We start from the raw sequence: 25571 nt of genomic DNA, 5'->3' as shown, positions 1-25571 counted from the left end.
CGTGCCGGCGCGGGACTGGTCGACATCACCCGCGCAGCCTAGGAATCGCGCTCGGCGGCCGCCAGGGTTGCGTTGCCGATGATTAAAACCCGCGACGCGCGATCGCTAGCCGGCGGCTGCGATCAACGTCAGCCGTGGGGGGCTTCCGAGATCTTGGTGTCCGGCTTGCCCAAGGTCTGGCAGTACGTCGCCGCCGACAGCCGAGTGGCGGTGATCTCGGCGTTGGACGGGTCGGTGCCGTTCTTGTCCTTCAGCATCTTGCTGACTTCGTCGTTCTGCTTCTTCTCGTCCTGCGTCGTGAAGTCCTTGCACTTGGTGTCGCCGCCGGTGTTGATCACCTGTGAGGCCGAACACGCGCTGGACAGCAGGACGGCTATCGCGAACGTCGCGGCAGCAATGTGCTTCATCGTTTGCCCTCCTGGAGCTTCGGTAGTGGTATCAGTACACCGAATCGGCCGATTTGAAACCCTCGCACGCCATTTGCCCCAACCGGCCGGGCGGTTGCGCCGCGTGCATTCGCCGGGCGAACGGGAATAACTGCCTCGTCCACATCGTCGTTTAGGTTTCGCCGGTCCGACCGCCGCTGCCCCGAAGGAAAGGAACGCCCCGTGCCCTCGCCCAACGGGTCAACTCCGCGGTCGGCGCTGGCCACGCTGGAAGAGGCGGACGTCGCGGCTCCGGCGCGGGGGGCGTTCGCCGGTGTGCTGGTGCTGCTCCTGTCCATCGGCTGGGTCGCGAACCACTTCGTCGCGTTGATGCCGCTGCTCAGCGTTCGGCAACACCTCAGCTCGGCCACGCTCGATGCGATCTTCGGGATCTACGCGCTGGGATTGCTGCCGGGCCTGCTCGTGGGCGGGCGCGCATCCGATACGTTCGGGCGCCGGTCGGTCGCGCTGGCCGGTTCGGCGACCGCCGTCGCGGGAACGGTGGCGATGCTGTGCTCGCAGCAGTACGAGGCGCTGCTGCTGGGCCGCCTGGTCGTCGGGCTCGGCGTCGGGTTGGCCATGAGTTCCTGCACCGCGTGGGCCTCCGACCTCAAGGGGCCCGCCGGGGCGGCCACCGCCGGTGCGGTGTTGATGGGCGGTTTCGCGATCGGCCCATTCGTCGGAGCCATGATCGCCGCGGTCGGGCCCGCCGGCATCCGGTTGTCGTTCGGGGTCGCGGCCGCCATCGGCTTGGCGGCGATGGCCATCGCGCTGCTTGCGGGGCGCGGGGCGCGGGGCGAGGCCTTGCCGGCCGCACCGGCGTGGGAGCCGTCGCCGGGCGCGGGCCAGGGCGCCGGGCGGGCGTTGGGCTGGGCCATGCCACTGGCCCCGTGGGTGTTCGCGTCGGCCACGCTGGGGTTCATCGCGATTCCGGCCCGGCTGCATACCGGGCTCGCGGCGCCAATGGCCGCCGGCCTGGCCACGCTCATGGTCAATGGCGTCAGCGGGCTCGTCCAGGTGCTCGCCCGGGCCCGCCGGTGGGGTCCGCAGGCCGGCACGGCCGGTGCGGCGCTGGCCGGGCTCGGCTACGCGGTCACCGCGCTGGCCCCGGCGACCATTTCGCCGGCGTTGGGCCTGCCGCTGTTCCTGGTGCTGGGCTGCGCGTCCGGCCTGTGTCTGCGCGAGGGCTTGATCGACTTGGAGGCCGCGGCGCCGAGGCGCTTGCGAGGTGCGCTCGTGGGTGCGTTCTACGTGGTGACCTACGTCGGCTTCGGCCTGCCACTGATCTTGACGACGGTCGGATCGGCGATTTCGACGACGATTCTCGCCGTGATGGCGGCGCTCGCCCTGCTTACCGCCGTCAGTCGCGCGGTTCGACTTCGACGGGACGCCCACCGCCAGGGCTGACGGCGAGTTTCGCCGGGCGCCGCGCGGGTACCACGCAGTGATCACGATCCGGGCGGGTGGCTCGAGAGCGCCGCCCCGGGACCGGAGATAAGCCAGCTCCCCATGACCAGAGACACATCCGTGAGCACCGCGCCGCCGGGCGTCGACGACGTTGACCGCGTTGACGACATCGGGGAATCCGCCGGCAAAACCGGGCACCGGCTCTCCATTCGGCGGGTGCCTCTCGAGATCCGTAAGGCCGCAGCGGTTATGGCCATCGCGGTGGTCATGACCTCAACCTTCGCGGCCGCCTACACGGTGGCGCTCGGCCGGCCCGCCCCGCGGGAACTGCCCATCGGCGTCGTCGGGCCGCCCTCGGTCACCGCGCCCATCGTCGCCGGAATGCAACAGGGCAGGCACGAATTCAAGGTCCGCACTTACCCGTCGCGCCAGGCGGCCATCGCCGCAGTCGATCGTCAAACGATCACCGCCGTCATCGACGGCACCGTGGCGCCGCCCGAACTCCTGCTGTCGAGCGCCAGCGGCTCGTCGTCGGCGCGCGTCTTGACACAACTTGACGAGCCGGCCCCCGGGCGTTATCTGCTGCCGATCACCGACCTGCACCCGCTGCCTGCCTCCGATCCGTCCGGCCTGGCGACGTTCTACGTGACCATCGCCGCGACGATCCTGGGGTTCGTCACGATGTTCCAGTTGCGCGCCAACGTCAAGACGCTTTCGCTGCGCGGGTGGCTGACCTGCGTGGCGGCCCTGTCCGTGATCGGCGGGGCGGCACTGACCGTGGTCGCCGGGCCGGTCCTGGGCGCGCTCGATAACCGCTTCCCGGAGGTGTGGCTGCTGATCTCGCTGCAGATCGCCATTGCGGCGCTGTTCAATTCGACCATGCTGGTGTTGACCCATCGGTGGGCGATCATCCCGACCTGGGGGGTGTTCATTCTGCTGGGCAACACATCGTCGGGGGGCGCGGTTTCGGCGTCACTCCTGCCGCAGCCGTTCGCGTTCCTCAACCACGCCCTGCCGAGCGGCGCCACGGTCACCGCCATCCACACCGCGACCTACTTTCCGCATTATCAGCGCGCGCTGCCGTTCGTCGTTCTGGCCGCGTGGTTTTCGGTCACGTTGGTCGCGTTCGTGACGTGTTCCCGCGTGTTGGGTCGGTCACCCGCGGAGGGTTAGCCGGGCGTTCAGAGGAGTTCGCGCAGGGTCTCGATCAGCTTGACCCGCTCGCCCGTTGTGGACGCGATGGGTGCGACGTTGAGCGTGGTGACCCCCGCTTCTCGGAACGCGGCCAGCCGATCCCGGACGAACTCGCGGCTGCCGATCAGGTTCACGTCCCGCACCAGGTCGTCGGGCACGACCTTGGCGGCGCCGTCCTTGTCGCCCGCCAGGTAAAGCTCTTGGATCCGATCGGCCTGCGGGCCGTAGCCGTACTTGGTGGCCAGGGCGTGGTAGAAGTTCTTGCCCTTGGCGCCCATGCCGCCGATGTAGAGGGCCAGGTGGGGCTTGACGAATTCCCTTAGCGATTCCACGTTTTCACCGATGGCGAGCACTGGGCCGGCGTAGATGTCCAGATCACCCAGGGCGGCGTCCCGCTTGGCGCGGCCGACGGCCAGCGCCTCGCCCCACACCTCCTGCGCCTTCTCCGGCAGGTAGAAGATGGGCTGCCAGCCCTCGGCGATCTCTGCGGCGAGCTCGACATTCTTGGGGCCCAGCGCCGCGACCAGTATTGGAATGCGTTCTCGCACAGGCTGGTTGATCAGCTTGAGGGGCTTTCCGAGCCCGGTGCCCTGCCCGGCGGGCAGCGGAATCGTGTAGTACTTGCCCTGGTGTTTGACGGGCTCGCGCCGCCACACCTGGCGGCAGATGTCGATCACCTCGCGGGTCCGGCCGATCGGCGCGTCGTAAGGCACGCCGTGGAAGCCCTCGATGACTTGCGGGCCCGAAGCCCCCAGCCCGAGGGTGAACCGGCCATCGGAGACGTAGTCGAGTCCGGCGGCGGTCATCGCCGTCAGCGTGGGCGTTCGGGTGTAGAGCTGCAGGATCCCCGAAGCGAGTCCGACCCGTTGGGTGCTGGCGGCCAGATAGCCCAGCGCGCTCACCGCATCGAACGAATAAGCCTCGGGGACAAAGACGATGTCGAGCCCGGCACGCTCGAGGTCGGCCACTTCGGCGGCGACGTCCTTGAAGCCGCCCGCGTAGTTGATGCCCAATCCGATTCGCATGTTCGCTCTTCCTAAGCGGTGGTGAACTGGTCGGCCAGCTCGAGCGCCTCGCGCTGGATCCGCTCGAACTGGGCGCCCATCGCCTCGGACAACGCCTTCGCGCCCGAAAGCGGCCGCACCATCACCATGAACTCGTCGATGAGGCCGTCGTCGTTGAAATGCAGGAAGTCGCAGCCGGTGATCTTGACCCCGGGCGCTCCGGCTATTCCCGTCTCGAACACCAGCGCATGGTCGCGCCCGTTGCCGTCGTGAATCTCACGGACGTAACGGAAGTCTTCGAATATGCGCAACACGCCGCGCAGGATCGCCGCGGTGATCGGCTTGCCGACGTAGGGCTTGAACGCGACCGGGCTGGTGAACACGACGTCGTCGGCCAGCAGCGCGTGGATGCCGCTCTCGTCGCGGTCTTCGACCGCCTTGCGGAAGGGATGCATCCGACACCTCGACTTGGATTCGCTGGAGAAGTGCCGTTGACGCTATGCGGTCCGCCCGTTCGTGTCCATAGTGCGATTAATCACTTTGTTGAATACTCCTATTGTTGTACTCTTCTTCGATGTCGCTGCGTGACGCTGTCTTGGCGGCCCTCCTAGAGGGCGAGTCGTCCGGGTACGACCTGGCCAAAGACTTCGACGCCTCCGTGGCGAACTTCTGGATGGCCACCCCTCAGCAGCTGTACCGAGAGCTCGACCGCCTCGCCGAGCAGGGGCTCATCGAGGCACGCGTCGTGCAGCAGGAGCGCCGGCCCAACAAGCGCCTGTTCGCACTGACCGACGCCGGCCACGACGCGATCCGGGAATTCACCGGGAGGGCGCCGAAGCCGTCCGCTATCCGCGACGAGCTGCTGATCAAGGTCCAGGCCGCGGACGCCGGGGACACCCGCGCCGTGCGGGAGTCCATCGTCGAGCGCCTGCAGTGGGCGACGGCAAAACTGCAACGCTACGAACGCTTGCGGGCTCGCATACTCGACGGACGCGCCGAGGAGGAATTCCTGGCGCACGCCGAGCGAATCGGCCCCTATCTGACCCTGTTGCGCGGAATCGCGTTCGAGGAAGAGAACGTTCGATGGGCCGAGCGCGCGCTGGACGTCATCGACCGCCGGCTGTCCGCGCGCGCTAAGCAGACCCCGAACTCACCGCGTCGCCGGGCTGCTGTTGGCCGAGCAACTCATCCTGACCGACCTCGGGAACGTTCCCCTCGCCGCTGAGCCTCGCGCGCTTGCCCGGCTTCTTCGGCGTCTGCTTCGCCGCATCCGAAGGCCCGAGCGGGCGGTGGCCGTTGGACGACAGGCCGACGGACCGGCCGGCCATCTCGATGGCCTTCTCGGTGTACACGCGGTAGCCGAAGTTCGGTAGATAGCCGTGGATTTCGGGGGTGTCCAGGTCGCGCATGAACTGCAGGATCCCGCGACTGAACAGCTGACCGGGCACCAGCACCGGAAAGCCCGGCGGGTAGGGCGTCACGTACGTCGCCGACACGACGTCGAATCCGGCGTCGAGCCGTTCATCGATCTGGTCGCCGGTGAGGTATTCACAGTTGGTGTCGTCGTAGGAGAGGTAGAAGCCGCGGCGGACGTCCCCCTCGGGCGTCGGCTCGGCTCCGCTGTGGTCCAGGAAGGCGGGATGGAACCCGCTGAAATCGGGCAGCGGCAAGGACATTTCGGTGAGCCGGTAGACCGCCCGCTCGAAGTGCTCTCGTTCACCAAGGCTCATCTCGGAAATGTTCTGGTCGAGTTCGGTGGCGATGTTGACCAGAACCTCCACCAGGAACGCGACCGAGCTGCGCGTGGTGCCGATGTTGGTCATGAACAGCACGCTGTTGCGCGACGTCTTGTTGATCTGAATTCCGTACCGGTCCATCAACTGCTGGCGCTTGAAGGTGTCGCCGTCGTAACCGGTCGGGCCGATGAACAACGTGATCCGCGATGGGTCGAGCACGAATTCGTCCTGGTCCCAAGCCGCCATCATGTTGCGCAGGCCCGAGCGCAGGGGCTGGGCGATGGCCGAGGGCCGAAACGGCTCCGGGATCAGATCCGACGTGCGCAGGCAACGCATGTACTTGCTGAGCAACGGATGGTTGTCGATCGCGTCGCGCAACTGCATCGCGTTCTCGATCTGGCGTTGCACCAGCTCGACCCCCTCGAGCGCGACCTGCCGGCGGCCCAGGTCCAGAGACGCGAGGATCTGATAGTTGGGGGAGGTCGACGTGTGCGCCATGTAGGCCTCGTGGAACGGCTCGGCGACCTTCTGGTCGAAGTCCTGATCGAAGACGTGGATCATCGATCCCTGCCGCAGCGCGGTCAGCGTCTTGTGCGTCGACTGCGTGGCGTAGACCCGCACCCGGGCGCGCGCGGGGTCTGGGAGTAGCCGACGATCCAAAAGCTCGTCGTCGCTGGGCGTTTCGCCGCCGTCGGCCGCAAGGTATTCCTCGTAACGACGTCGGTAGCCGCTGTCCTGCAGCCGTTCGCGCATCGCGCGCGCCGCGGCCATCGCGGTGCGCGTGCGGTAGACGGGGTGGAACCGGGCGAACGCGAACCAGGCCTCGTCCCACAGGAAAACCAGGTCTCCCTTGATCGCCAGGCACTCCTCCATCACGCGCTCGACGTCGTAGACGATCCCGTCGAAGGTGCAGTTCGTCAGCGACATCATCTTGACGCGGTCGAGCTTGCCGGCCCGCTTGAGCGCCAACAACTTCGACTTGATCTCGCGCAGCGGGACCGCGCCGTACATCGAATACTCGTTGAGCGGGTAGGCCTCCAGGTACACCACGTTCGCGCCGGCCAGCATCATCCCGTAGTGGTGCGACTGGTGGCAGTTGCGGTCCAGCAGGACGATGTCGCCGGGCGCCACCAGCGCCTGCGTGACGATCTTGTTGGCCGTGGAGGTTCCGTTGGTGACGAAGTACGTGTGCCGCGAGCCGTAGGCCTGCGCGGCGAGTTGTTGGGCCTCGCGCAGCGGGCCGGTCGGTTCGAGCAACGAGTCGAGGCCACCGCACGTCGCCGACGTCTCGGCCATGAACACGTCCAGGCCGTAGAACCCCACCATGTCCCGGATCCAGTGTGAGTTGACGATCGACTTGCCCTGCGAAATCGGCAGCGCGTGAAAGACACCCGTGGGCCGGTGGCTGTATTGCTTGAGCGCGCTGAAGAACGGTGTGCGGTAGCGCGCTGCGACGCCCTGCAGGATCGACAGGTGCAGCTCCAGCATGCCCTCACGGGCGTGGAATACCCTGCGGAAGTACTGGCCCAGCCGCCCGGCGATGTCTTCGACCTCGATCTCGGTCATCAGGTAAAGGTCGAGCTCCGGCCGCAGTTCGGCCAGCGAGATCGCCAGGATCTGCGCGCGTTCCTCGGGAGTTTGATGGTCGTTCAGCTCGTCGGATACGGCCGTGTCGACGAACTCCGACAGCGCCGACAGGTCCCGCGTCGACTGGTGCGAGAAGCGGCGGCGGATCACGACCGCCTGCAGGTTGACGTTGAGCCGCGCCGCGATGAGGGCCTCGTCCCCGCTGGAGACAACCACCAGTTCGTAGACGAATTCGTCGTCCGGGCGCCGCCATTTGCGGACCTCGCTGCGCAGGGCCCGCTCCTGGTCTTCGGTCATTTTTTCGACGACGAGCACCTCGAAGTACGGGCGGTCGCGCTGCGACGCCGGCTGGTGCTCGATGAGCTGACGCGGATCGGACGGGAACATGTCCAATTCGTCGGCGCCGGCGTTGTCCACGTCCCCCGAGCGGTAGGACTCGGTGGTCAGCGCCCGGTTGACCTGCGCGACGGCCTGCGCGAACTTGTCGTAGCTGCCGGCGGCGAAAAGCCTTTGGATGCGCGCGAACTGAGGCGCCCCGGGGTACGCCCAGTAGGGCTCGAGGGTGCTCAGGCGCGTCAGCAACTCCTGGCAGGCCCCCGCCCATTTGTCCCTCAGCGTCCCGGTGGTGGTCGGCCGCGTCAGCCGGTCCGCGGCTTCTTCCAACCGGCACCACGAGTCGCTGCGGACCTGCCACAGGCTGTTGTATGCACGCAGATGTTCTGTCATGGCCGCCCTTTCTGGGATCACGGCGGCTCCTTGCGTCCCGGAGCGTCGGTCCAGGCTTGCAGAGTCAATCCGCCCGCCGGTGACCAGAAGGCGAACACCGAGCGTCCGTCGCGTGACAGCCGCCGCTCGCGCCGCGGGGTCTGTCGTCGATCGCTACCGCCAGGCGAAGACCGGTTGCTCCAACTCGTCGACCGCGTCCGGTCGGCCTTCCAGACAGAGCCACCTCAGCTGCAGCAGCACTGCGCCGGTCGGCGCGTGAATCAGGTCGTTCCCCAGCGGAATCTGCACGACCGGGCGCGGGCTCTCCGGGATGGTGATGAATCGCGGCGAGTCGTCGCGCTGCAATTGGTGCAGTCCCACCCGGTACACCGCCACCACCTCGTCGGGCGCCGGGCGGGGATCGAGGCGTCCGCCACCCCAAACCACGACCGGGGTGATGACATACCCGGACCGGGTCGGGTAATCGTCGAGGAGGCCCAACACGGTCGAATCGGTCAGGGCGATGCCCAGCTCCTCGCGCAATTCCCGCAGCGCCGCGTCGACGGCGCTTTCGCCCGGGTCCAGCCGGCCCCCGGGCAGCGCCCATTGCGCTGCGTGCGAGGTGAGCCGAGAAGCCCTGCGGCACAACAGGAACGCCGCCCCTCCGGACACGCCGACCATGCGTCCGTCCAGCCCGGGCGCTGGAATCGGGCGGTCACCGTTCCACTCTTCAACCGGTATGGGGTCCACCCGGTCCTCCCCGACGGTCGAGTCGACCAGCGCCACGGCGACCGCCGCCTGCCGCTTCTCCGGATCGGTCACGACGCGACGCCGGTATCCGGCCAGGTGGTTGCGGATTCGCTCACGCAGCGCGTCGTCATACGGGATGGTCACGGATCGAGACTATGCGGGGGTGACCCGCTCTTGGGACTCGCCGCCGAGTATGGGTGTGACGCATCGAACCGTGACTGCGGCATCCGCACCATCCCGCGTCTGGGTATAGTTTGCTATATCTAGAGGCCGCGGTCTGGCCTCGCCGGTGGATGACGGAACGCGAGGCGGGCGGGTGCGGGTGGTGATGCGGGAATCGGCGACGCGCCCAGCGGCAACGGTTCTCGTGGTGTCCAGCGCCGCCTTCCTGGCCAGCCTGGACCTGTTCATCGTCAACATCGCCTTTCCCGAGATCCGGCGGGCTTTCGATTCGGCCGACCTCGGCTCGACGTCCTGGGTCCTCAACGGCTACACCCTGGTCTTTGCGGCCTTCATGAATCCGGCCGGCCGGCTGGGCGATCGGTACGGGCATCGCCGGCTTTTCCTCTGGGGCCTCGCGGTCTTCATGCTGGCCTCGGCCGCCTGCGGGTTTGCCGCGTCTTTGGTCATGCTGATCGCGTCCCGCGTGGTTCAGGCGGTCGGCGCCGCCATGCTGATGCCGAGCTCGCTGGCGCTGTTGCTGGCCGCCGTTCCGGCTGCACGCCGCGCGGTGGCGGTCAGCACATGGTCGGCGGTGGCCGCCATGGCCGCGGCGCTGGGCCCGCCGGTTGGCGGTCTGCTTGTCGAAATGTCGTGGCGCTGGATCTTTTTCGTCAATCTTCCGTTGGGCCTGCTGGCCCTTGCCCTAGGTCCGATGGTGCTCGCCAAGACCAGCACCACCGGAGCCGGCATTCCCGATCTCTTCGGCGCGCTGAGCCTGGTGGTCGGCGTGGGGGCGCTGGTGTGGGCGCTGATCGAACTGCCCGCGGCGGGCTGGGGTGCCACGAAGATTGTCCTCGCGACGACCGGAGCCGCGTGCGCGCTCGCGCTGGCGGTGTGGCGATCCCTGCGTCATCCCTCGCCGGCATTGGACCTCGTCGTGGTCCGGCTGGTTCCAATGTGGTCGAGCTGCCTGGCGCTATTGCTGTTCGCGGCGGCCTTCGCCGCGATGCTGCTCGGCAGCGTCATGCTGCTCACCGTCGTCTGGGGTAAGGCGCCCGACGAAGCGGGGCTGTGTCTTTCCCCGGGTCCCGCCGTCGTGGTGCTCGTCTCCCTCACGCTCGCCGGCCGGCTGATCGACAAAGCAGGCGTGGGCGCCGTCGCCGCGCTCGGCGCCGGCCTGTACGTGGTGGGAATCTTGATCTGGCTGTTGCGCATCACTCCCGAGCCCAACTACCTCGCGGATTTCCTCCCCGGACAGGTGTTCACCGGCGCGGGCGTCGGCCTGGTCATGCCCAGCCTGTCGGCGGTCGCGGGCCTCGCGCTTCCGTCCCACAGGTGGGGCGCCGGGTCGGCGCTGACGAATACCGCGCGGCAACTGGGCACCGTGCTGGGCACCGCGGTGCTGACCATGCTCTACCAACCCGGCATCGACCTGACCGCGATCCGTCGGGGCTGGGGATTCGTCGTCACGGCCGCGGGCGCCGCGGCGCTCATCGCGGCCGTCCTGGCGATTCGGTGGAGGGTAGCGGGCGAAAAGGCTTAGCGGCCGCCATGGCAAACCCGCCTCCGGCCGGGTACCCGGTGAACGCCGGTCGGTCCGGATTCGTGGGTGTCATGGATGAGAGGAAACGAATGAAGGTCATCGGATTCGAAGAGCATTACAAGCTCCCTGCCATAGGCGAAGCACACCGCAACGACAGGCCGGACCCGGCGACCCAACTCCTGCAGAACGCGGACTACGGCTCACCCGGCGCGGAAGGAGAATGGCCACCCGGCATCAACGACCTGGGCGAGGGCCGGATCGCCGCGATGGACGCCGCGGGCATCGACATGCAGATCCTTTCGCACTCCGTACCGGGACCCGAGACGCTGGCCCCCTCGACGGCGGTCGAGCTGGCCAGGCGGGCCAACGACGCGGTGGTGGCCGCGATCGGCCGGCATCCTGACCGGTTCCGCGGCTTCGCCACCCTCCCGATGCGCGACCCCGGCGCGGCCGCCGCCGAACTCGAACGCACCGTCCGCGATCACGGCTTCGTGGGCGCCCTGATCAACGGCCACGTCAACGGGCGCTATCTGGACGACACCTTCTTCTGGCCGGTCTTCGAATCCGCCGAAACCCTCGGTGTGCCAATCTATTTGCATCCGACCATCCCGCCGCAGCCGGTCATCGACGCCTACTACACCGGCTTCGACCCCAAGGTCTCCGCGCGGTTGGCGGCGGCCGGTGTCGGCTGGCACATCGACACCGGGGTGCACTGCCTGCGGCTGATCCTGGGTGGGGTGTTCGACCGGTTCCCCCAGTTGCAGATCATCGTGGGTCACCACTTCGAGGCGCTCAGCTGGATGGGCTGGCGGACCGACTACTCGTTTCCGGTCGGCGCGACGGGTCTCAAGCGCACCGTCAAGGAGTACCTGCGGGAGAACTTCTATGGCGGCATCCTCGCCGGTGATTTCTTCAGTCAGGAGCCCGGTGCGACGGATCCCAGCTGGAGTCTGTCCTTCAACGCCTACCTGGCCATGGTCAACGTGATCGGCGTCGACCGCGTGGTCTTCACCGCCGACTATCCCTACGGGAACATGAAGGCGTGCCGCCAGTTCCTCGACCGGATGCCGATCAACCAAGGCGACCGGGAGAAGATCGCCCACCTCAATGCCGAGCGGCTGTTGAGGCTTTGAGCCCGAAGGTGATTCGTTTGTCAGGCCCGGTACATGGGTAATTGGGCCGGATGATCGGTGCGCGGCTGCAACGCCGCGAGGATTCGCGGCTGGTGCGCGGCGCGGGTAGCTACGTCGGTGACCTGCGCGTCCCCGGATGCCTGGACACCGCGTTCGTGCGCAGCGGCGTCGCCAACGGGGAGCTGCGCGCCGTGGACGTGGCGGCGGCCCGGTCGTTGCCGGGGGTTGCCGCCGCCTGGTCGCACGACGACCTTCCGTTCCTCCCGGACACGCCCCCGATGCTGGACCCGGGCTCCATCGAGGGCCGGCCGTGGCCGGCGCTGGCCACCGACCGGGTGCGCTACGTCGGGGAGCCGGTGGCCATCGTCGTCGCCGACGATCGGTACCTGGCGGAAGACGCCCGAGACGCGGTGCAAGTCGACATCGCGCCGCTGCCCGTCCTGCTCGACCCGACCGAGGCGGCCGTTAGTGACGTGCAGTTGTTCCCGGGCAGGGGAAATGCCGCCACCGACAAGGAGTTTGGCGATCGCATCGACGAGTCGGTGTGGCGAGACGCGGCCGTGGTGGTGACGGCCAGTTATCGCCAACAACTGGTCTCACACATGTTCATGGAGCCGCGGGCGATTCTGGTGCGCCCGGAGCCGGGCGGCGGGCTGACCGTGTGGGTTTCGCATCAGGCACCGCACCGGCTGCGCCGCGACCTGGCCGCCGGGTTCGGGTTGCGACCGGAGCAGATCCGCGTCATCGTGCCGGACGTCGGCGGCGCGTTCGGCGGCAAAAGTGAGACGTGGCCCGAGTACTTGGCGGTGGTCGCGGCGGTCGCGCGGCTGGGCCGGCCGGTGCGCTGGCTGGAGGACCGTGCCGAGTCGCTGACGGGTCCGCCGCATGGGCGGGGCCAGAACCAGCGGGTCCGCATGGCTGCGAGCGCCGACGGCCGCATCCTCGCCTACGAGCTGCACGTCGACGCCGACGTGGGCGGCTACCCGCACACCGGCTCGTTCGTCCCGACGGCGACGTCGCTGATGGCCACCGGCGCCTACGCGATTCCGCACGTGCACGTGCGGGCCCGCGCCGTGGTCACCAACACCGCGCCCACCAGCCCGTACCGCGGCGCCGGGCGCCCCGAGGCGGCGTCGGCGATCGAGCGGACGGTCGAGTTGCTGGCCCGGCGGCTCGGCATGGATCCGGTCGAGCTGCGGCGGCGGAATTTCATTGCCCCCGAGGCGTTTCCGTATGCCGCCCCGACCGGATACACCTACGACAGCGGTGACTACGCCGCGGCCCTGGACTTGGCCGTGCGCGAGGTGGACTACGAGGGATGGCGCGCAGAGCAAGCCCGCCGCCGCGCCGCCGGCGAGGCGCCGATCGGCATCGGGCTGTGCACCTACGTGGAACGTTCCGGCGCGGGTGACGAATTCGGCGCGGTCGAAGCGTGCCCGGACGGCACGTTTGTGGCGCTGTCCGGCTGCTGCTCGACGGGCCAGGGCCATGAAACGTCCTTCCCGCAGGTGGTCGCCGCCGTGCTCGACGTGGACGTGGAGCGGGTGCGGCTCATCGAGGGGGACACCGCCGTGATCCCCCAGGGCATCGGCTCATTCGCCAGCCGGTCGATGCAGACCGGCGGCGCGGCGCTGCACCGGGCGGCAGGCAAGTTGATCGAGACCGCCCGGCAGCGCATGGCGGAAGTCTGCGCCATCCCGGTCGCCGACGTGGAATACCGCAAGGGCGAGGTGCACGCCGGCGGCCGCGCGATGAGCCTGGCGGACCTGGCCGCGCAGGGGCAACTGCGCGCCGACGAGGTTTTCGCGCCGCCGGAAGGGTTTCCGTTCGGCGCGTACATCGCCGTGGTCGAGGTCGACACCGAGCTGGGGGAGATCACCGTGCTCAAGGTCGTCGCCGTGGACGACTACGGCGTCGTGGTGAATCCGTTGATCGTCGACGGGCAGGGTTACGGCTCCACGGTGCAGGGCCTCGGGCAGGCCATGTGCGAGCAGGTCCGCTACGACCCGGACGGCCGCCCGGCCACGCTGAGCCTGCTCGACTACCTGATCCCGACCATCTCGGAGCTGCCGCCGCTGCGCTTCGCCGAGACCTGCACGCCCAACCCGAACACGCCGCTGGGCGCGAAGGGCGCCGGCGAGGCGGGCTGCATCGGGACGCCCCCCGCGATCGTCAACGCCGTCGTCGACGCGCTCGGGCTCGACGACCCCTCCCGGCTACAGATGCCGCTCACCCCGTACAACTGCTGGCGGGCGGCCCGATGAAACCCGCGCCGTTCGACTACATCGCCGCGCGCAGCGTGAGTGACGTAGTGGCCGCGCTGGCCGACGGCGATGCCCACGTGTTGGCCGGCGGGCAAAGCCTGGTGCTGGAGATGAATTTTCGCGCCGCCCGTCCCCGGCGGCTGGTCGACATCAACGGCGTCGCGGGTTTCGAGCGCATGGCGCGCGACGGCACCGTGCTGCGGGTCGGCCCGCTGGTCAGGCATCGGGCCTTCGAATCCGATTGGGTGCCCGAACCATTGGGCGATCTGCTGGGCCGCGTCGCCCACCACATCGCCCACCCTCCGATCCGCGCCAGGGGGACGATGCTGGGCAGCCTCGCGTACGCCCACCCGGCGGCGGAGTGGCCGACGATCGCCGTGGCGCTGGGAGCCGAACTCGACCTGCTCGGCTCGAGCGGGCGGCGCACGGTGCGCGCGGAAGACTTCTTCACCGGCGCGTTCACCACGGTGCGGCGCCCCGACGAACTGCTCGCCGAGGTGCGCCTGCCCCTGCTTCCGGACGGCACCGCCGTCGGCTTCGTCGAACATCGGCGTACCCACGCCAGCTTCGCCGAATTGGCCGTGGCGGTGGCCGTGACCGTCGCGGACGGCCGCGTCGCCTCTGCCTCGGTGGGACTGGTCAACGCGGCGGACCGACCCGTGCGCGCGGCCGCGGCCGAGGCGGCGCTGCTCGGGCGCCCGTTCGACGACGACGCCATCGCCGCTGCCGCGCGTGCCGCCGCCGAGGAGGACGCCTCGCCGATTCCCCAGCCGCACGCGGACATCGGATACCAACGGCACGCGGTGGGCGTGCTCACGCGCCGCGCCCTCGCCCAGGCTCGAGGATGATGCCGTGCACATCGAGTTGACGGTCAACGGAAGCCAGTACGTCATCGACGTGCCGCCGCGCCGCACACTCGCCGACGCCCTGCGCGAGGACTGCGGGCTGACCGGCACCCACCTCGGCTGTGAACACGGCGTGTGCGGGGCGTGCACGGTGCTGGTGGACGGCGACGCGGTGCGCTCCTGCCTGATGTTCGCCGTCCAGTGCGACGGGCGACAGATCCGCACCGTGGAGGGTCTCGCCGCGCCGGATGGCGCCGATCATCCTTTGCAGCAAGCCTTTTCGGCCGAGCACGCGTTGCAGTGCGGTTTCTGCACTCCGGGTTTCCTGATGCTGGCGGCGGGCGCGCTGGACGCCGACCCCGGCATCGCCGACGACCCGGAGCGGCTGCGGGAGCTGCTCACCTCCAACCTCTGCCGCTGCACCGGGTACGAGGCGATCCGGCGTGCGGTCGTCAGGGCCGCCCGAAGCGGCGAGTGTGGTTAACTGCGATCGTGCAAAGGGAATCCGCGCTGGCGCGGCGCTTCTTCGACCGGTTTGAACCGGTGCATGGGGTGACGTATTTCGCCCCGGAGGCGCGGGCGGCGCTGGACGGCCTCGGCTACCGCGGCTTCTGGATGGGCTACTTCGCCGCCCGTTCGGCGCCGCTGGGCCCGGTGCCCAGGCAGGTGGTCGCCGCGATCTTCTACAACTTCGCCCCCGAACGCGTCGCCAAGGCGCTGCCGGCGGCATGGGAGGTCGCCGGCCCGGACGCGGCGTTGCGGGCCCGGCAGGAATCCGCCGTCGCGGCGCTGCGCCGCTACGGGCTGGGCGAGGACGAAACCATCCGTATCGCAGCGGAATTGGCGGGCAAGGCGGCCCGGAACGCCCCGCTGGACGCCCGTCCCCTGTTCGCCGCCAACCTGGCGTTGCCATGGCCCGACGATCCGCTGGCGGCGCTGTGGCACGCGACGACGCTGCTGCGCGAGCACCGCGGCGACGGACACGTGGCGGTGCTGGCCGCCGCCGGCATCTCGGGACGGGAGTCCAACGTGTTGCACGCCGCGGCCGGCGGAGTTCCGCGCGCGTACATCGCACGCACCCGCGACTACGACGAGGCCGCGTGGCGGCACCACGAGCAACGGCTGATCGAACGTGGACTGCTCGACGATGACGGGTCGCTGACCGCGGCCGGCCGGGAATTGAAGGACCACATCGAACGCTCGACCGATGCGCTTGCCCTGTCCGCGCTCGACGCGCTCGACGACGACGAGGTCGAGACGCTGTTCCGGGCGCTGACACCGATCACCCGTGCGGTGGTCGCCGGCGGTGACGTGCCCGCCCTCACTCCGATGGGGTTGCGCCGCGACGAATTGGACGACGACAGCGCGCATTTGAACTCTTAGCCGCGGCGCGCCGATGCCCCGCGGTGGGTCGTGTACGCGGTGTGTTCTGCCGTCCCGCGCCACGCTCCCGATCCCGGGGCCAAGCGAGGCGACAGCCGGCGCAACGAGACAGCCCGCTACTACGTGCACCCGAACCGGCGGGTTAGCCTAACCCCATGAGCAGCCAGCGGATACCCGGCGGGGTGGTGCACAAGCTTCCGGCCGACCTGCGCGAGTCGCTGATCGGCAATGCCACGGCGCTCGCCGCGTGGAAGGACATCACGCCCTTGGCCCGCAACGAATTCATCTGCTGGGTCGAGGACGCCAAGCAGGATGTCACCCGGCAGCGCCGCATCCGCCGGACGCAGGAGGAGCTGGAAGAGGGCAAGCGCCGGCCCTGCTGCTGGCCGGGGTGCAAGCACCGCGAGCGCAACGGGAAGTAGCCGCGGTCAGCGGCCCAGCGGGTGGTAGAACACCAAGCCGTTGCCCTTGTTGTCGTAGACCACGGCTCGGCGTTCGTGCGCATCGTCGTACGGCCCTTTGACAATGCCGCCGCCGCTGTCCTCCACCGCCTTCGCCGCGGCGTCGACGTCGGCGGTCTTGATACCGACGACGACCTGGCCCGGTATCGGATGGTCCACGGCGGTCGCCAACGCCAGTGTTACCGGCCCGCCGTCGAGGGCGGCGAAATGCGCCCCGTCGCGGAACTTGAGCGCCATGCCCAGCGTCTCGCTGTAGAACCGGATCGACTCCTCGAGATCGTCGGTCGACAGGATGATCATCTTTACTTCGTGCTCGCTCACGGCGCCTCCTCTGCCTGGTGGCATACAGACTAAGCGGGGGAGAGCACACGGCGAGGCGCGGCGGTAAAGACCGAACGCGAAAGGAGCTGCCGCGCACCCCGAGGATGTCGGGGCGTCGAGGATCAGCTGCGTCCGGCCGGAATGACCTGGCCGTCAAGGTAGTCCATCGGCGGTCCGTCCCCGTGTCCCGCGCCGTGGTCGGCCACCGCGGTGGCCATGGCGGTGCCATCCTGAATGGTTCCGACGATGACCACATGGTCGTTCACCGTGAAACGTGAAGTGGCAGCGGCCTGTTGGCCACCATGACCGATCAGCGTGGTGTTGGGTGTGACGAGATAGGTTTGCGTGTAGCCGTTGGCGCTGCGGGCGGTGACCGTGCCCTCCGAAACAGCGACCACCGTACCCTCCTGACGAACCGGCTGCGCCGCGGCCGGCGGCTCCTGGTTCGCCTCGATCGTCCGCTTTTCGCCGTGCGGCGCGTTGAGCACCAGCGCCGCGCACGCCGCCGCGCACAGCATCGAGCCGGAAACGACGTCACATACCGCCGCTACGCCCGTGCGCCGTCGCGGCGTTCGGTGCGCCAGAGATCTTTGCTCCAGCGATGCGGTCATCCGGTGCCTGGCACTCACGATCAATCCTCCCCTGCGGTTTCGCGCCGACGAAGGTCGGCGCGCACCGAATCAGGTTGTTGCTCGTGGAATTACCCCTGGCGTTGCCCGGATAAACCGGTGCGGGGTTGTGGTTATTGGCGCATCGCCGACTTGCGGGGGGTCAGCCCTTGACGAGGGTGAACTGCGCGACGTCGGTGTAGCCCTCGCGGAACAGGTCGGCGCAACCGGTCAGGTACTTCATGTACCGGTCGTAGACCTCTTCGGATTGAATCGCGATGGCCTCGTCGCGGCGCGCCTCGAGCGCGGCCGCCCAGGTGTCGAGGGTGCGCGCGTAATGCGGCCGCAGCGGCTGGTAGCGCTTGAGGCTGAAGCCGGCGCGGGTCGCGTGCTCTTCGACGGTCTTGGCGGCGGGCAGGTCTCCGCCCGGGAAGATCTCGTCCATGATGAATTTCATGAACCGCAGTTTGGTCATGGTGATGGGCAGGCCCCGCTCCTCGAACTCTTCGCGGCTGGGCTGGATGATCGTGTGCAGCATCATCACGCCGTCGTCGGGTAGCGCCTCGTAGGCCATCTTGAAGAAGTCGGGGTAGCGGTCGCGCCCGAAGTGCTCGAAGGCGCCGATGGACACGATGCGGTCCACCTTCTCGTCGAACTGCTCCCACCCCTGCAGCAGCGCCCGCTTGCTTCGCGGGCTGGGGTGCTCGTCGAGGCGGCGCTGCACGTGCGCCTGCTGGTTGCGGCTCAGGGTGAGGCCGACGACGTTGACGTCATACTGCTCGAGCGCCCGGATGATCGTCGTGCCCCAGCCGCAGCCGATGTCGAGCAGGGTCTGGCCCGGTTGCAGCCCGAGCTTGCCGAGCGACAGGTCGACCTTGGCCAGTTGCGCCTCTTCGAGGGTCATGTCGTCGCGCTCGAAGTAGGCGCAACTGTAGGTCCGCGTCGGGTCGAGGAACAACGCGAAGAAGTCGTCGGACAGGTCGTAGTGGGCCTGAACGTCGTCGAAATGCGGCTCCAGGCTCACGGGCTCGCTGCGGTTCTCGGGCACAAACAACCTCATGACTGTGGTGGATTTTTGCGGCGCGCGACCAAGGGCGATCGACGCGCTGGTGCCCTAGTGTATCCGGACGGTGTATGCGGCCCTTCCGGAGCGCTCCCGGGCGGTTGACTGGCCCGCCGCTATGGGACACCATGGCGCGAACCGTAGCGGTGAGGAGGTGGGGCGTCGCGGTGGCTGACATCACCATGTTGATCCTCGCCGACCACGAGTGGTTCCGCGAACAGTTCGCCAGGCTGGACTACCTGCAGGCGCAGACGCCGGTCGACCAAGCCGCCCTGGCGCGCGTATGGCGCCCCCTCGCCGACAAACTGGACGTGCACGCCTACACCGAAGAGAAGATCTTCTACCCGCAATTGCTGAAGCGGGTCGGCGAGGACGCCGAGGGTGAGACGCTCGACGCGATCGGCGACCACAACGACATCCGCGACGGGGTGCGTGACGCCAACGCCGCCGCGGTGGGCACCGACGAATGGTGGGCGGCGGTCGGCCGCACCCGCGAGGCCAACGACGACCACATGGGCGAAGAGGAGCGCGAGGGGCTGTCGGACTTCCGTCGCGCCGCTCCCATCGGCCTCCGCGAAGCGCTGGGCCGCCAATACAGCGATTTCATGGCCGAGCACCCCACCACCAAGGGTTTGCCGATCGTCGACCGGGACCCGCAGCGGTATGTCGACGAAGTGGAGACCACCCAGCCGGAAGAGCCGTCGAAGCCCAGGGACTACTCGCTGCGCATCGGCAGCCTGAAAGGTCAGTGAGTTCTTCCCGACTCAGACCGGTCGCTACGATCGGCCACCGGCCGATGCTGACGACGAGCCGGATGGGAGTGCAACTTGTTCGGCCCACGGGACTTCTGGGTACGCAATTCGTCGATGAATGCTCGACGCCGCCGCGGAAAATGGGCACGCAACGAGATCAGGGTCGCCGATCCGGCCATGCGCCAGACCATCATGGGCACCGCCATCGGCAACTTCATGGAGTGGTACGACTTCGGGGTTTACGGCTACATCGCCACCACCCTCGCCCAGGTGTTCTACCCCGGTAAGAGCGTCAGCGGCGTCCACCTGATCGCCACCTTCGGAACGCTCGCCGCGGCGTTCGTGGTGCGTCCGCTCGGTGGCTTCATCTTCGGCCCGCTCGGCGACCGGATCGGGCGGCACCGGGTTCTCGTGGTCACGATCCTGATGATGACGATCAGCACCACCGTGACCGGTCTGCTGCCCGGCTACAGCGCCATCGGCATCTGGGCGCCGATCCTGCTCGTCGTCGCGCGCATCTTCCAGGGGCTCTCGACCGGCGGTGAGTTTGTCGGCGCGATGACCTACCTGGTCGAGCAGGCCCCGGACCACAAGCGCGGCAAGATGGTCGGGTTTTTGCCGATGGGCAACCTGGTCGGGTTCGTGCTGGCCGGGATGTTGGTCACGGCGTTGCAGACCTGGCTGCCGGACGAGGACATGCTGACCTACGGCTGGCGGATCCCGCTGTTGTTGGGCGCGCCCTTCGGTCTGTTCGCGCTGTTTCTGCGGCTTCGGCTGAAGGAGTCCTCCGCCTACGAGAGTGCGGCCGAGGGCCACCAGTCCGGCGGGCGCCGCCAGCAATTCCGGCGCACGGTCGTGGACCAGTGGCGGGGGCTGCTGATCTGCGCGGCCCTGGTGCTCACGTCCCAGGTCGCCGACTTCATGCTCACCGGTTACCTGCCGACGTACCTGAAACTCTTCGTGCGCGCGGGCCACACCGCCGGTCTGGTGATGATCGTCGTGACGTTGGCGATCCTGATGGTCACGGTGGTGCTGGTCGCCGGCCTCTCCGATCGGATCGGCGTCAAGCCGATCATGTGGACGGGCTGCGGACTGCTGATCGTCGGTTCGATCCCCGCGTTCCTGCTCATCCGCTTCGGCGGGATTTACCCGGTGATCTTCCTCGGTGTGCTGCTGATCGGCTTGATGGAACTGTGCTTCGACAGCACCGCGCCTGCCATGTTGCCGGCCCTGTTCCCCACCGACGTCCGCTATGGCGCGCTTGCCATCTCGTACAACATCTCGATATCCGCCGTCGGCGGCACCACGCCGCTGATCGCCCAAGCGTTGGTGTCGGGGACCGGCAACGTCATGGCGCCCGCCTACATGCTGATCTTCGGGGGCCTGGTGGGCGCGGTCACGCTGCTGTTCACGCCCGAAGTCGCCGGAAAGCCGCTGCCGGGGTCCGGTCCCGCGGTGGAAACCGAGCAGGAGGCGCGCGAGCTGGCCGAGGGCGTCCGGTAGCCGTCGGCGGCGAAACACATAGCGGGCGGCCGCATCTCCGGACTGGCGACGACGTTTATTTCGCGGCTCCCTGCCTATCTCTAAGGGATGAGGAGCGCTTTTCACCATCAGTTGGGAACGCTCACCCAACAGCTCGGGGCGATGTGCGCGATGGCAGGCGAAGCCATCGCGCTGGCCACCGAAGCGCTGCTGAAAGCCGACCTGGTGCTGGCGGAACGGGTCATCGCCGGCCAGGCGGACATCATCGCCGTCAACACGGGTGTCGAGGAGACCGCCTTCGCGTTGCTGGCCTTACAGGCTCCGGTGGCCACCGACCTGCGTGCGGTGGTCAGCGCCATCCGGATCGCCGCGGACGCGCAGCGGATGGGTGGGCTGGCGGTGCACGTGGCCGAGATCGCCCGCATGCGCCATCCCCGCAACGCGGTGCCGGACGACGTGCGCCGCCACATCGCCGAAATGGGTGAGGTCGCCGAGCAGCTGGCCGCCTGCGCCCGCGAAGTGTTGCTGGCCCAGGATCCCGGCGGCGCGGCGCAGATTCGCCGCGACGACGATGCGATGGACGAACTGCACCATCGATTACTCGCCGCCCTGATGGACCCCGGTTGGACGCACGGCGTCGCCGCCGCGGTCGATGTCACGCTGTTGGGTCGCTTCTACGAGCGCTTCGCCGATCACGCCGTGGAGATCGCCCGCCGGGTCATCTTCCAGGCAACCGGTCGCTAGCCGAAAACGCGTGCCGGGGAACGCGTTTCGGCGGCCCGTGTGAGAACCCGCCGCTTGGGTATATAGAGCTTGTGCTTCCACGTCATCGTCGTTCCATCGCCTCCGCCGGCGCCGCACCCGGGCCGGCGGATTGATGGCGAAGCCCAAGCCGGTTCCCGATGACCTGCGCCGGGTGGCCGCCGCACACGGGGTGGCCACCTCCTACCGAAACGAACGGCGCGAGCCCGTGGAGGTCGACGCCGATGTCGTGATCCGGGTGCTCGGCCTCCTCGACGTCGACGCCTCGAGCGAGGCCGCACGCCAACGGGAGCTGGCCCGGCTCGCCGAGCGCGACCGCGCCGGCGCGCTGCCCCCCACGATGGCGGTGCGGCTGGATGGGCGGCCCAGGCCCCTGCCCGGCGCGGCCCTCTTGGTGGGCGAGGACGGCGACCGTACCGAAGTGCACGACGAGCTGCCCGGCGACCTGAGCGCGGGCTGGTACCGACTCCACCTGCGCGACGGGCAGGAGGCCACCGTCGTGGCCGCACCGCCTCAGGTGCCTCCCACACCGGCCACCTGGGGCTGGATGTTGCAGCTCTACGCCTTGCGATCCGGCCGGTCCTGGGGCATCGGCGACCTGGGCGACCTACGCGAGTTCCTGAATTGGACCGCCGCCGAACACGGCGCCGGCGCGGTGCTGCTCAACCCGCTGCACGCGCCCGGTCCGACGCACCCGGTGCAGCCCTCCCCGTACACCCCGTCCAGCCGACGATTCGCCAACCCGCTGGCGCTGCGCATCGAGGACCTCGACGCCTACGGCCGGGCCGACGCGGACACCCGCGCGGAGGTCGACGCGCTGCGGGTCTCGCCGACCACGGAGCGGATCGACTACGACCTGGTGTGGGCGGCCAAGCGTTCGGCGCTGGAGCTGCTGTGGCGCGCCGAGGGCCGGCCCAGCCCGCTGGACTCGTCGCCGGCCGGCAGCGGTCTGCGCGACTGGGCCACGTACTGCGCGCTCGCCGAGCGGCACGGCGGCCGCTGGACCCGGTGGCCCGCACCGCTACATGACGTCGCCGGGCCGGCGGTGACGGAGGCCCGCCGGGAGCTGGCGTCGCGGGTGGCCTTTCACGCCTGGGTGCAGCAACGCTGCCACGAACAGCTGACCGCGGTGCGCGACGCCGCCCGCGACGCGGGCATGGCCCTCGGCGTATTGCACGACCTCCCGGTAGGTGTGGACGCGGACGGCGCCGACGCGTGGGCGCTGGCCGACGTGCTCGCCACCGGGGTGAGCATCGGGGCGCCACCGGACAACTTCACCCCGCGCGGGCAGGACTGGGGGTTACCGCCGTGGCGGCCCGACCGCCTCGCCGCCACGGGCTACGCCGCTGTGCGGGAGATGCTGCGCGCCGTGCTGGCCCACGCCGACGGGCTGCGGATCGACCACGTCGCAGGGTTGTGGCGGCTGTGGTGGATTCCGCCGGGCGACGGCCCGGACCGCGGCACCTACGTGCACTACGACGCCGAGGTGATGCTCGCCGTCCTGGCGCTGGAAGCGCATCGGGCGGGAGCCACCGTCGTCGGCGAGGATCTGGGCACCGTCGAACCGGAGGTGACCCAGGCGCTCGCCGACAACGAGATGCTGGGCTGCGCGGTGTCGTGGTTCACCCGCGACGAGTCGGCGCCGGGCGAACCGCTGCTGCCGCCGGCGAAATGGCCATCGCGAGCCGCCGCCAGCCTGTCCACCCACGACCTGCCCACGGCGGCGGGCTTCCTGCGCGGCGAACACGTGCGGGCCCGCGCGGACCTCGGGCTCCTTGACGACGTGCCGGGTGAGCAGTCGGTGGCCGACAAGGAACGAGCCGAGTGGGTGGAGCTGTTGCGGTCCGAGGGCCTGCTTTCGGGCCCCGACGCGGACGAGCCGGCGATCATCACCGCGATGCACCGATTGCTCGCGGCGACCCCGAGCCGCCTGAAACTGATCTCGCCATACGACGTGCTGGCCGAACCCCGCCAACCCAACCTGCCGGGGACGGTCGACGAGTACCCGAACTGGCGGTTGCCCCTGCCGGAGACGCTGGAGGAACTGCGGGCCGACCCGAGGGTCGCCGAGATCACCGCCGCCTTCCGCGACGCGCAGTAACACCGGATCGCGGGGGCCGGCGGTCACGCGTGCCGCAACACCAACAGCTCCCCCGTCAGCGACCCGTCCCCGAGCAGCCGCCCGATCTTCGAGCTCTGCCGCTCGGCCAACTGCCAGGCCTCCGTGTGCCCGTGGCGGTCGCTCAGCGCCTTCGTCACGGCGTCGATGCGTTCATTCCACGTGTCGGCGATCGCCGGGAGGTCCGACGTGCCGAGCGAGTGCTCGACGCGCAACCCGGCGCGCGTCACCAGCTCGCGCAGACGATCGGGCGACGGGAAGTGGTTGCCGTCCATCGCGTCGTTCGCCGCGTCCCGGTGCGCGACGAAGACCAGCAGCCCGATGGGCCCGCCCGGCCGCACGACGCGACGCAACTCTTCGAGCAACCCGAGTTGGTCCGGCGTCGTGCACAACACGCCCAGCGACCACGCGGCGTCGAAGCTCGAGTCGACCACCGGCAGGGCCGCCCCGGCCGCGCACACCACCGGGAAATCGAACAGCTTCTTCGCCGCGCGGCAGGCACCGGTCTCGGGCTCGACGAGGACCGGGCGCAGCGGACGGGAGCGCGCGGCATACGCGGCGGGGCCGCCGACGCCCGCCCCGGAGTCCAGCAAAGTGGCACCGGCGGCCAGGCCCATCCGGTCGATGAGCCAATCCAGGGCGGGCGGACTGCCGCTGCCGCGGCATCCGGCCGGCACGTGGTAGTCCGGCCCCAGCTCCTCGGCGACCTGGGCCGTCCATTCGGCGACGGTATCGAATTCCGCCTCCATCGCTTCCGTCATTTCCCCTCCGCCCTGATCCGACGACCGACCTCGCCCTTGATCTCCGCGCCGACGCGGGGACCCGATGCGGACGCGAGGCCCGACACGTTGACGCCCTCGACGCCTTCGATCGAGAGCAGCGCCCGGGCCTCGGACACCGCCGCCGCGATCCCCTCGGCCACGGGGTCCGGCGCGCCCAGCACCCGCTCGGTCGCGTCGCGATCGAGTTCCAGGCCGGGCAGCCCTTGAAGGACCGACGCGGAAACGCTGTCAGTGAACACGGCGACCGCCGCGATCACCGGAATGGTCAGGCCCTTCGCCCGCGCCGCGGTCATGAAGTCGGCGACCAGCTCGGGGGACGGCACATGGTTCAGGACGGCCAGGCTGGCCCCGGCCCGCTGCTTCTCCACCAACCGGGCGGGCCGGGCGGGCACCGGCGGGGCGGTGGGCGTCTCGGGTGCCGCCGCGACGACTCCGGTCGAGGCGGCCAGCGAAACGAGGCGGGGCCCGTCGAGATCGAACGTCTGCGTGACGTCCGGGCGCACGTCGTATCCGCGTCCGTCGCCGGTCACGCACAGCACCGTTTCGACGCCGACGCTGACCAGGCCCCGCAGCTCCTGCTCGAGCACCACCCGGTTGCGGTCGCGGCAGGACAGCGTGATCCACGGCGTCACCCCCGCGTCGAGGAGCAGCGACCCCATCACTGTGGGCGGGAAGTCAGGCTTGTTCTGGTGCTCTCCGACCAGGACGGCGTCGCATCCGGGCGCCAGGGCCGCGGCCGTCGCAACGATGTCGTCCCGGTCGAACGGCGTGCTGCTGAAGTCGGTGAGCACCAGCGGCGCGCGCACGGGACGCGGCGTGGCCTGCGGCCCCGACCACACCACCACATCGTCGAACGCGCACGGACCGGGCCGCATCTCGCACTGGCCGTCGGGGCGCACCCCGCCGCACGGCCCGAACACCATCCGTTTCGGACACCCCAAACCCGCCGACATCATGACTCCTCGAGCGCCAGTGTTCGCATGCATGTACCCGAACGGCCGCGGGCGCAAGCGCTTTAGGGCGCACCGCCGATTCGCAGCTCGAAGACGATTAGCAAACGCTCGCCGCGGCTACTAAGAGATG

At 69.2% G+C, this 25571-nt stretch carries 24 protein-coding genes; 14 read left to right on the top strand and 10 right to left on the bottom strand.

The annotated features are described in order from the left end of the window. Positions 1 to 128: 128 nt before the first annotated feature. Complete coding sequence (locus tag A5681_RS08090) at positions 129 to 407, bottom strand: hypothetical protein (protein ID WP_067271843.1); 279 nt, start codon at positions 405 to 407, stop codon at positions 129 to 131. A 237-nt stretch (positions 408 to 644) separates the two neighbouring features. On the opposite strand from A5681_RS08090, the gene A5681_RS08085 reads away from it, so the two are divergent. Then, positions 645 to 1832 (top strand): MFS transporter, encoded by a 1188-nt coding sequence (locus A5681_RS08085; RefSeq protein WP_419866298.1) that lies wholly within the window; start codon positions 645 to 647, stop codon positions 1830 to 1832. 120 nt (positions 1833 to 1952) lie between these two features. Further along, positions 1953 to 3005, top strand: coding sequence for a DUF3533 domain-containing protein (locus A5681_RS08080; RefSeq protein ID WP_231996245.1), 1053 nt, complete (start codon positions 1953 to 1955; stop codon positions 3003 to 3005). Positions 3006 to 3013: 8 nt separating this feature from the next. Here A5681_RS08080 and A5681_RS08075 read toward each other — a convergent pair whose 3' ends face one another. Together A5681_RS08075 and A5681_RS08070 are read right to left on the bottom strand one after the other, a co-directional pair. Beyond that, a complete protein-coding gene (locus tag A5681_RS08075; protein ID WP_067271839.1) occupies positions 3014 to 4051 on the bottom strand; it encodes an LLM class F420-dependent oxidoreductase in 1038 nt (345 codons plus the stop codon). Positions 4052 to 4062: 11 nt separating this feature from the next. Next, entirely contained in the window at positions 4063 to 4485 is a 423-nt protein-coding gene (locus A5681_RS08070) for a nuclear transport factor 2 family protein (RefSeq protein ID WP_067271836.1), read from the bottom strand. Between the two features lie 119 nt (positions 4486 to 4604). Between A5681_RS08070 and A5681_RS08065 the strand changes: the two genes are divergently transcribed. Then, complete coding sequence (locus A5681_RS08065) at positions 4605 to 5255, top strand: PadR family transcriptional regulator (RefSeq protein WP_067271833.1); 651 nt, start codon at positions 4605 to 4607, stop codon at positions 5253 to 5255. On the opposite strand, the gene A5681_RS08060 is transcribed toward A5681_RS08065, so the two are convergent. Next, positions 5164 to 8079: an aminotransferase class I/II-fold pyridoxal phosphate-dependent enzyme gene (locus A5681_RS08060; RefSeq protein ID WP_067271827.1), complete on the bottom strand. Its 2916-nt coding sequence runs from the start codon at positions 8077 to 8079 to the stop codon at positions 5164 to 5166. The two genes, A5681_RS08065 and A5681_RS08060, sit on opposite strands and share 92 nt — an antisense overlap. A gap of 153 nt (positions 8080 to 8232) precedes the next feature. After that, positions 8233 to 8952 carry an NUDIX hydrolase gene (locus A5681_RS08055; protein ID WP_067271825.1) on the bottom strand — a complete coding sequence of 240 codons (720 nt, stop codon included), beginning with the start codon at positions 8950 to 8952 and terminating at the stop codon, positions 8233 to 8235. A 226-nt stretch (positions 8953 to 9178) separates the two neighbouring features. Here A5681_RS08055 and A5681_RS08050 point away from each other — a divergent pair, with 226 nt between their 5' ends. The 7 genes from A5681_RS08050 to A5681_RS08020 all read left to right on the top strand — a co-directional run bounded on the left by A5681_RS08050 (position 9179) and on the right by A5681_RS08020 (position 16560). Beyond that, complete coding sequence (locus tag A5681_RS08050) at positions 9179 to 10513, top strand: MFS transporter (protein ID WP_231996244.1); 1335 nt, start codon at positions 9179 to 9181, stop codon at positions 10511 to 10513. A gap of 89 nt (positions 10514 to 10602) precedes the next feature. Next, positions 10603 to 11646: an amidohydrolase family protein gene (locus A5681_RS08045; RefSeq protein WP_067271822.1), complete on the top strand. Its 1044-nt coding sequence runs from the start codon at positions 10603 to 10605 to the stop codon at positions 11644 to 11646. Positions 11647 to 11696: 50 nt separating this feature from the next. Further along, complete coding sequence (locus tag A5681_RS08040) at positions 11697 to 13910, top strand: xanthine dehydrogenase family protein molybdopterin-binding subunit (protein WP_082968249.1); 2214 nt, start codon at positions 11697 to 11699, stop codon at positions 13908 to 13910. Further along, positions 13907 to 14758: an FAD binding domain-containing protein gene (locus A5681_RS08035; protein ID WP_067271820.1), complete on the top strand. Its 852-nt coding sequence runs from the start codon at positions 13907 to 13909 to the stop codon at positions 14756 to 14758. The genes A5681_RS08040 and A5681_RS08035 overlap by 4 nt, the downstream gene beginning before the upstream one ends. A gap of 4 nt (positions 14759 to 14762) precedes the next feature. Further along, the gene (locus tag A5681_RS08030; RefSeq protein ID WP_067271817.1) at positions 14763 to 15239 is read left to right on the top strand and encodes a (2Fe-2S)-binding protein; all 477 of its coding nucleotides are present in this window, start codon (positions 14763 to 14765) and stop codon (positions 15237 to 15239) included. Between the two features lie 8 nt (positions 15240 to 15247). Then, a complete protein-coding gene (locus tag A5681_RS08025) occupies positions 15248 to 16138 on the top strand; it encodes an SCO6745 family protein (protein WP_067271814.1) in 891 nt (296 codons plus the stop codon). A 155-nt stretch (positions 16139 to 16293) separates the two neighbouring features. Then, positions 16294 to 16560, top strand: coding sequence for a YdeI/OmpD-associated family protein (locus tag A5681_RS08020; protein ID WP_067271811.1), 267 nt, complete (start codon positions 16294 to 16296; stop codon positions 16558 to 16560). Positions 16561 to 16566: 6 nt separating this feature from the next. On the opposite strand, the gene A5681_RS08015 is transcribed toward A5681_RS08020, so the two are convergent. The 3 genes from A5681_RS08015 to A5681_RS08005 all read right to left on the bottom strand — a co-directional run bounded on the left by A5681_RS08015 (position 16567) and on the right by A5681_RS08005 (position 18588). Next, positions 16567 to 16920, bottom strand: coding sequence for a VOC family protein (locus tag A5681_RS08015; RefSeq protein ID WP_067271808.1), 354 nt, complete (start codon positions 16918 to 16920; stop codon positions 16567 to 16569). Positions 16921 to 17042: 122 nt separating this feature from the next. Continuing rightward, on the bottom strand, positions 17043 to 17438 hold the full coding sequence (locus A5681_RS08010; RefSeq protein ID WP_231996243.1) for a hypothetical protein: 396 nt from the start codon (positions 17436 to 17438) through the stop codon (positions 17043 to 17045). Positions 17439 to 17691: 253 nt separating this feature from the next. Next, positions 17692 to 18588 (bottom strand): cyclopropane mycolic acid synthase family methyltransferase, encoded by an 897-nt coding sequence (locus A5681_RS08005; protein WP_197498542.1) that lies wholly within the window; start codon positions 18586 to 18588, stop codon positions 17692 to 17694. A 170-nt stretch (positions 18589 to 18758) separates the two neighbouring features. Here A5681_RS08005 and A5681_RS08000 point away from each other — a divergent pair, with 170 nt between their 5' ends. The 4 genes from A5681_RS08000 to A5681_RS07985 all read left to right on the top strand — a co-directional run bounded on the left by A5681_RS08000 (position 18759) and on the right by A5681_RS07985 (position 23688). Beyond that, positions 18759 to 19343, top strand: a complete 585-nt coding sequence (locus A5681_RS08000) for a hemerythrin domain-containing protein (RefSeq protein ID WP_067271795.1) — start codon at positions 18759 to 18761, stop codon at positions 19341 to 19343. 177 nt (positions 19344 to 19520) lie between these two features. Beyond that, a complete protein-coding gene (locus A5681_RS07995) occupies positions 19521 to 20846 on the top strand; it encodes an MFS transporter (RefSeq protein ID WP_067271929.1) in 1326 nt (441 codons plus the stop codon). A gap of 87 nt (positions 20847 to 20933) precedes the next feature. Next, positions 20934 to 21569 carry a phosphate signaling complex protein PhoU gene (gene phoU / locus A5681_RS07990; RefSeq protein ID WP_067271793.1) on the top strand — a complete coding sequence of 212 codons (636 nt, stop codon included), beginning with the start codon at positions 20934 to 20936 and terminating at the stop codon, positions 21567 to 21569. A gap of 133 nt (positions 21570 to 21702) precedes the next feature. After that, positions 21703 to 23688 (top strand): 4-alpha-glucanotransferase, encoded by a 1986-nt coding sequence (locus A5681_RS07985; protein ID WP_067271790.1) that lies wholly within the window; start codon positions 21703 to 21705, stop codon positions 23686 to 23688. Between the two features lie 23 nt (positions 23689 to 23711). Here the strand turns inward: A5681_RS07985 and A5681_RS07980 are convergent, their stop codons facing one another. Next, positions 23712 to 24467, bottom strand: coding sequence for a methyltransferase domain-containing protein (locus A5681_RS07980; RefSeq protein WP_067271787.1), 756 nt, complete (start codon positions 24465 to 24467; stop codon positions 23712 to 23714). Continuing rightward, a complete protein-coding gene (locus A5681_RS07975; protein WP_067271784.1) occupies positions 24464 to 25444 on the bottom strand; it encodes a methylenetetrahydrofolate reductase in 981 nt (326 codons plus the stop codon). The genes A5681_RS07980 and A5681_RS07975 overlap by 4 nt, the downstream gene beginning before the upstream one ends. Positions 25445 to 25571 lie beyond the last annotated feature (127 nt).

Source organism: Mycobacterium scrofulaceum, from assembly GCF_001667885.1.
Lineage (GTDB): Bacteria > Actinomycetota > Actinomycetes > Mycobacteriales > Mycobacteriaceae > Mycobacterium > Mycobacterium scrofulaceum_C.
Note: the sequence above shows the minus strand (reverse complement) of the source record. Positions and strands in the feature narration are given on the sequence as shown.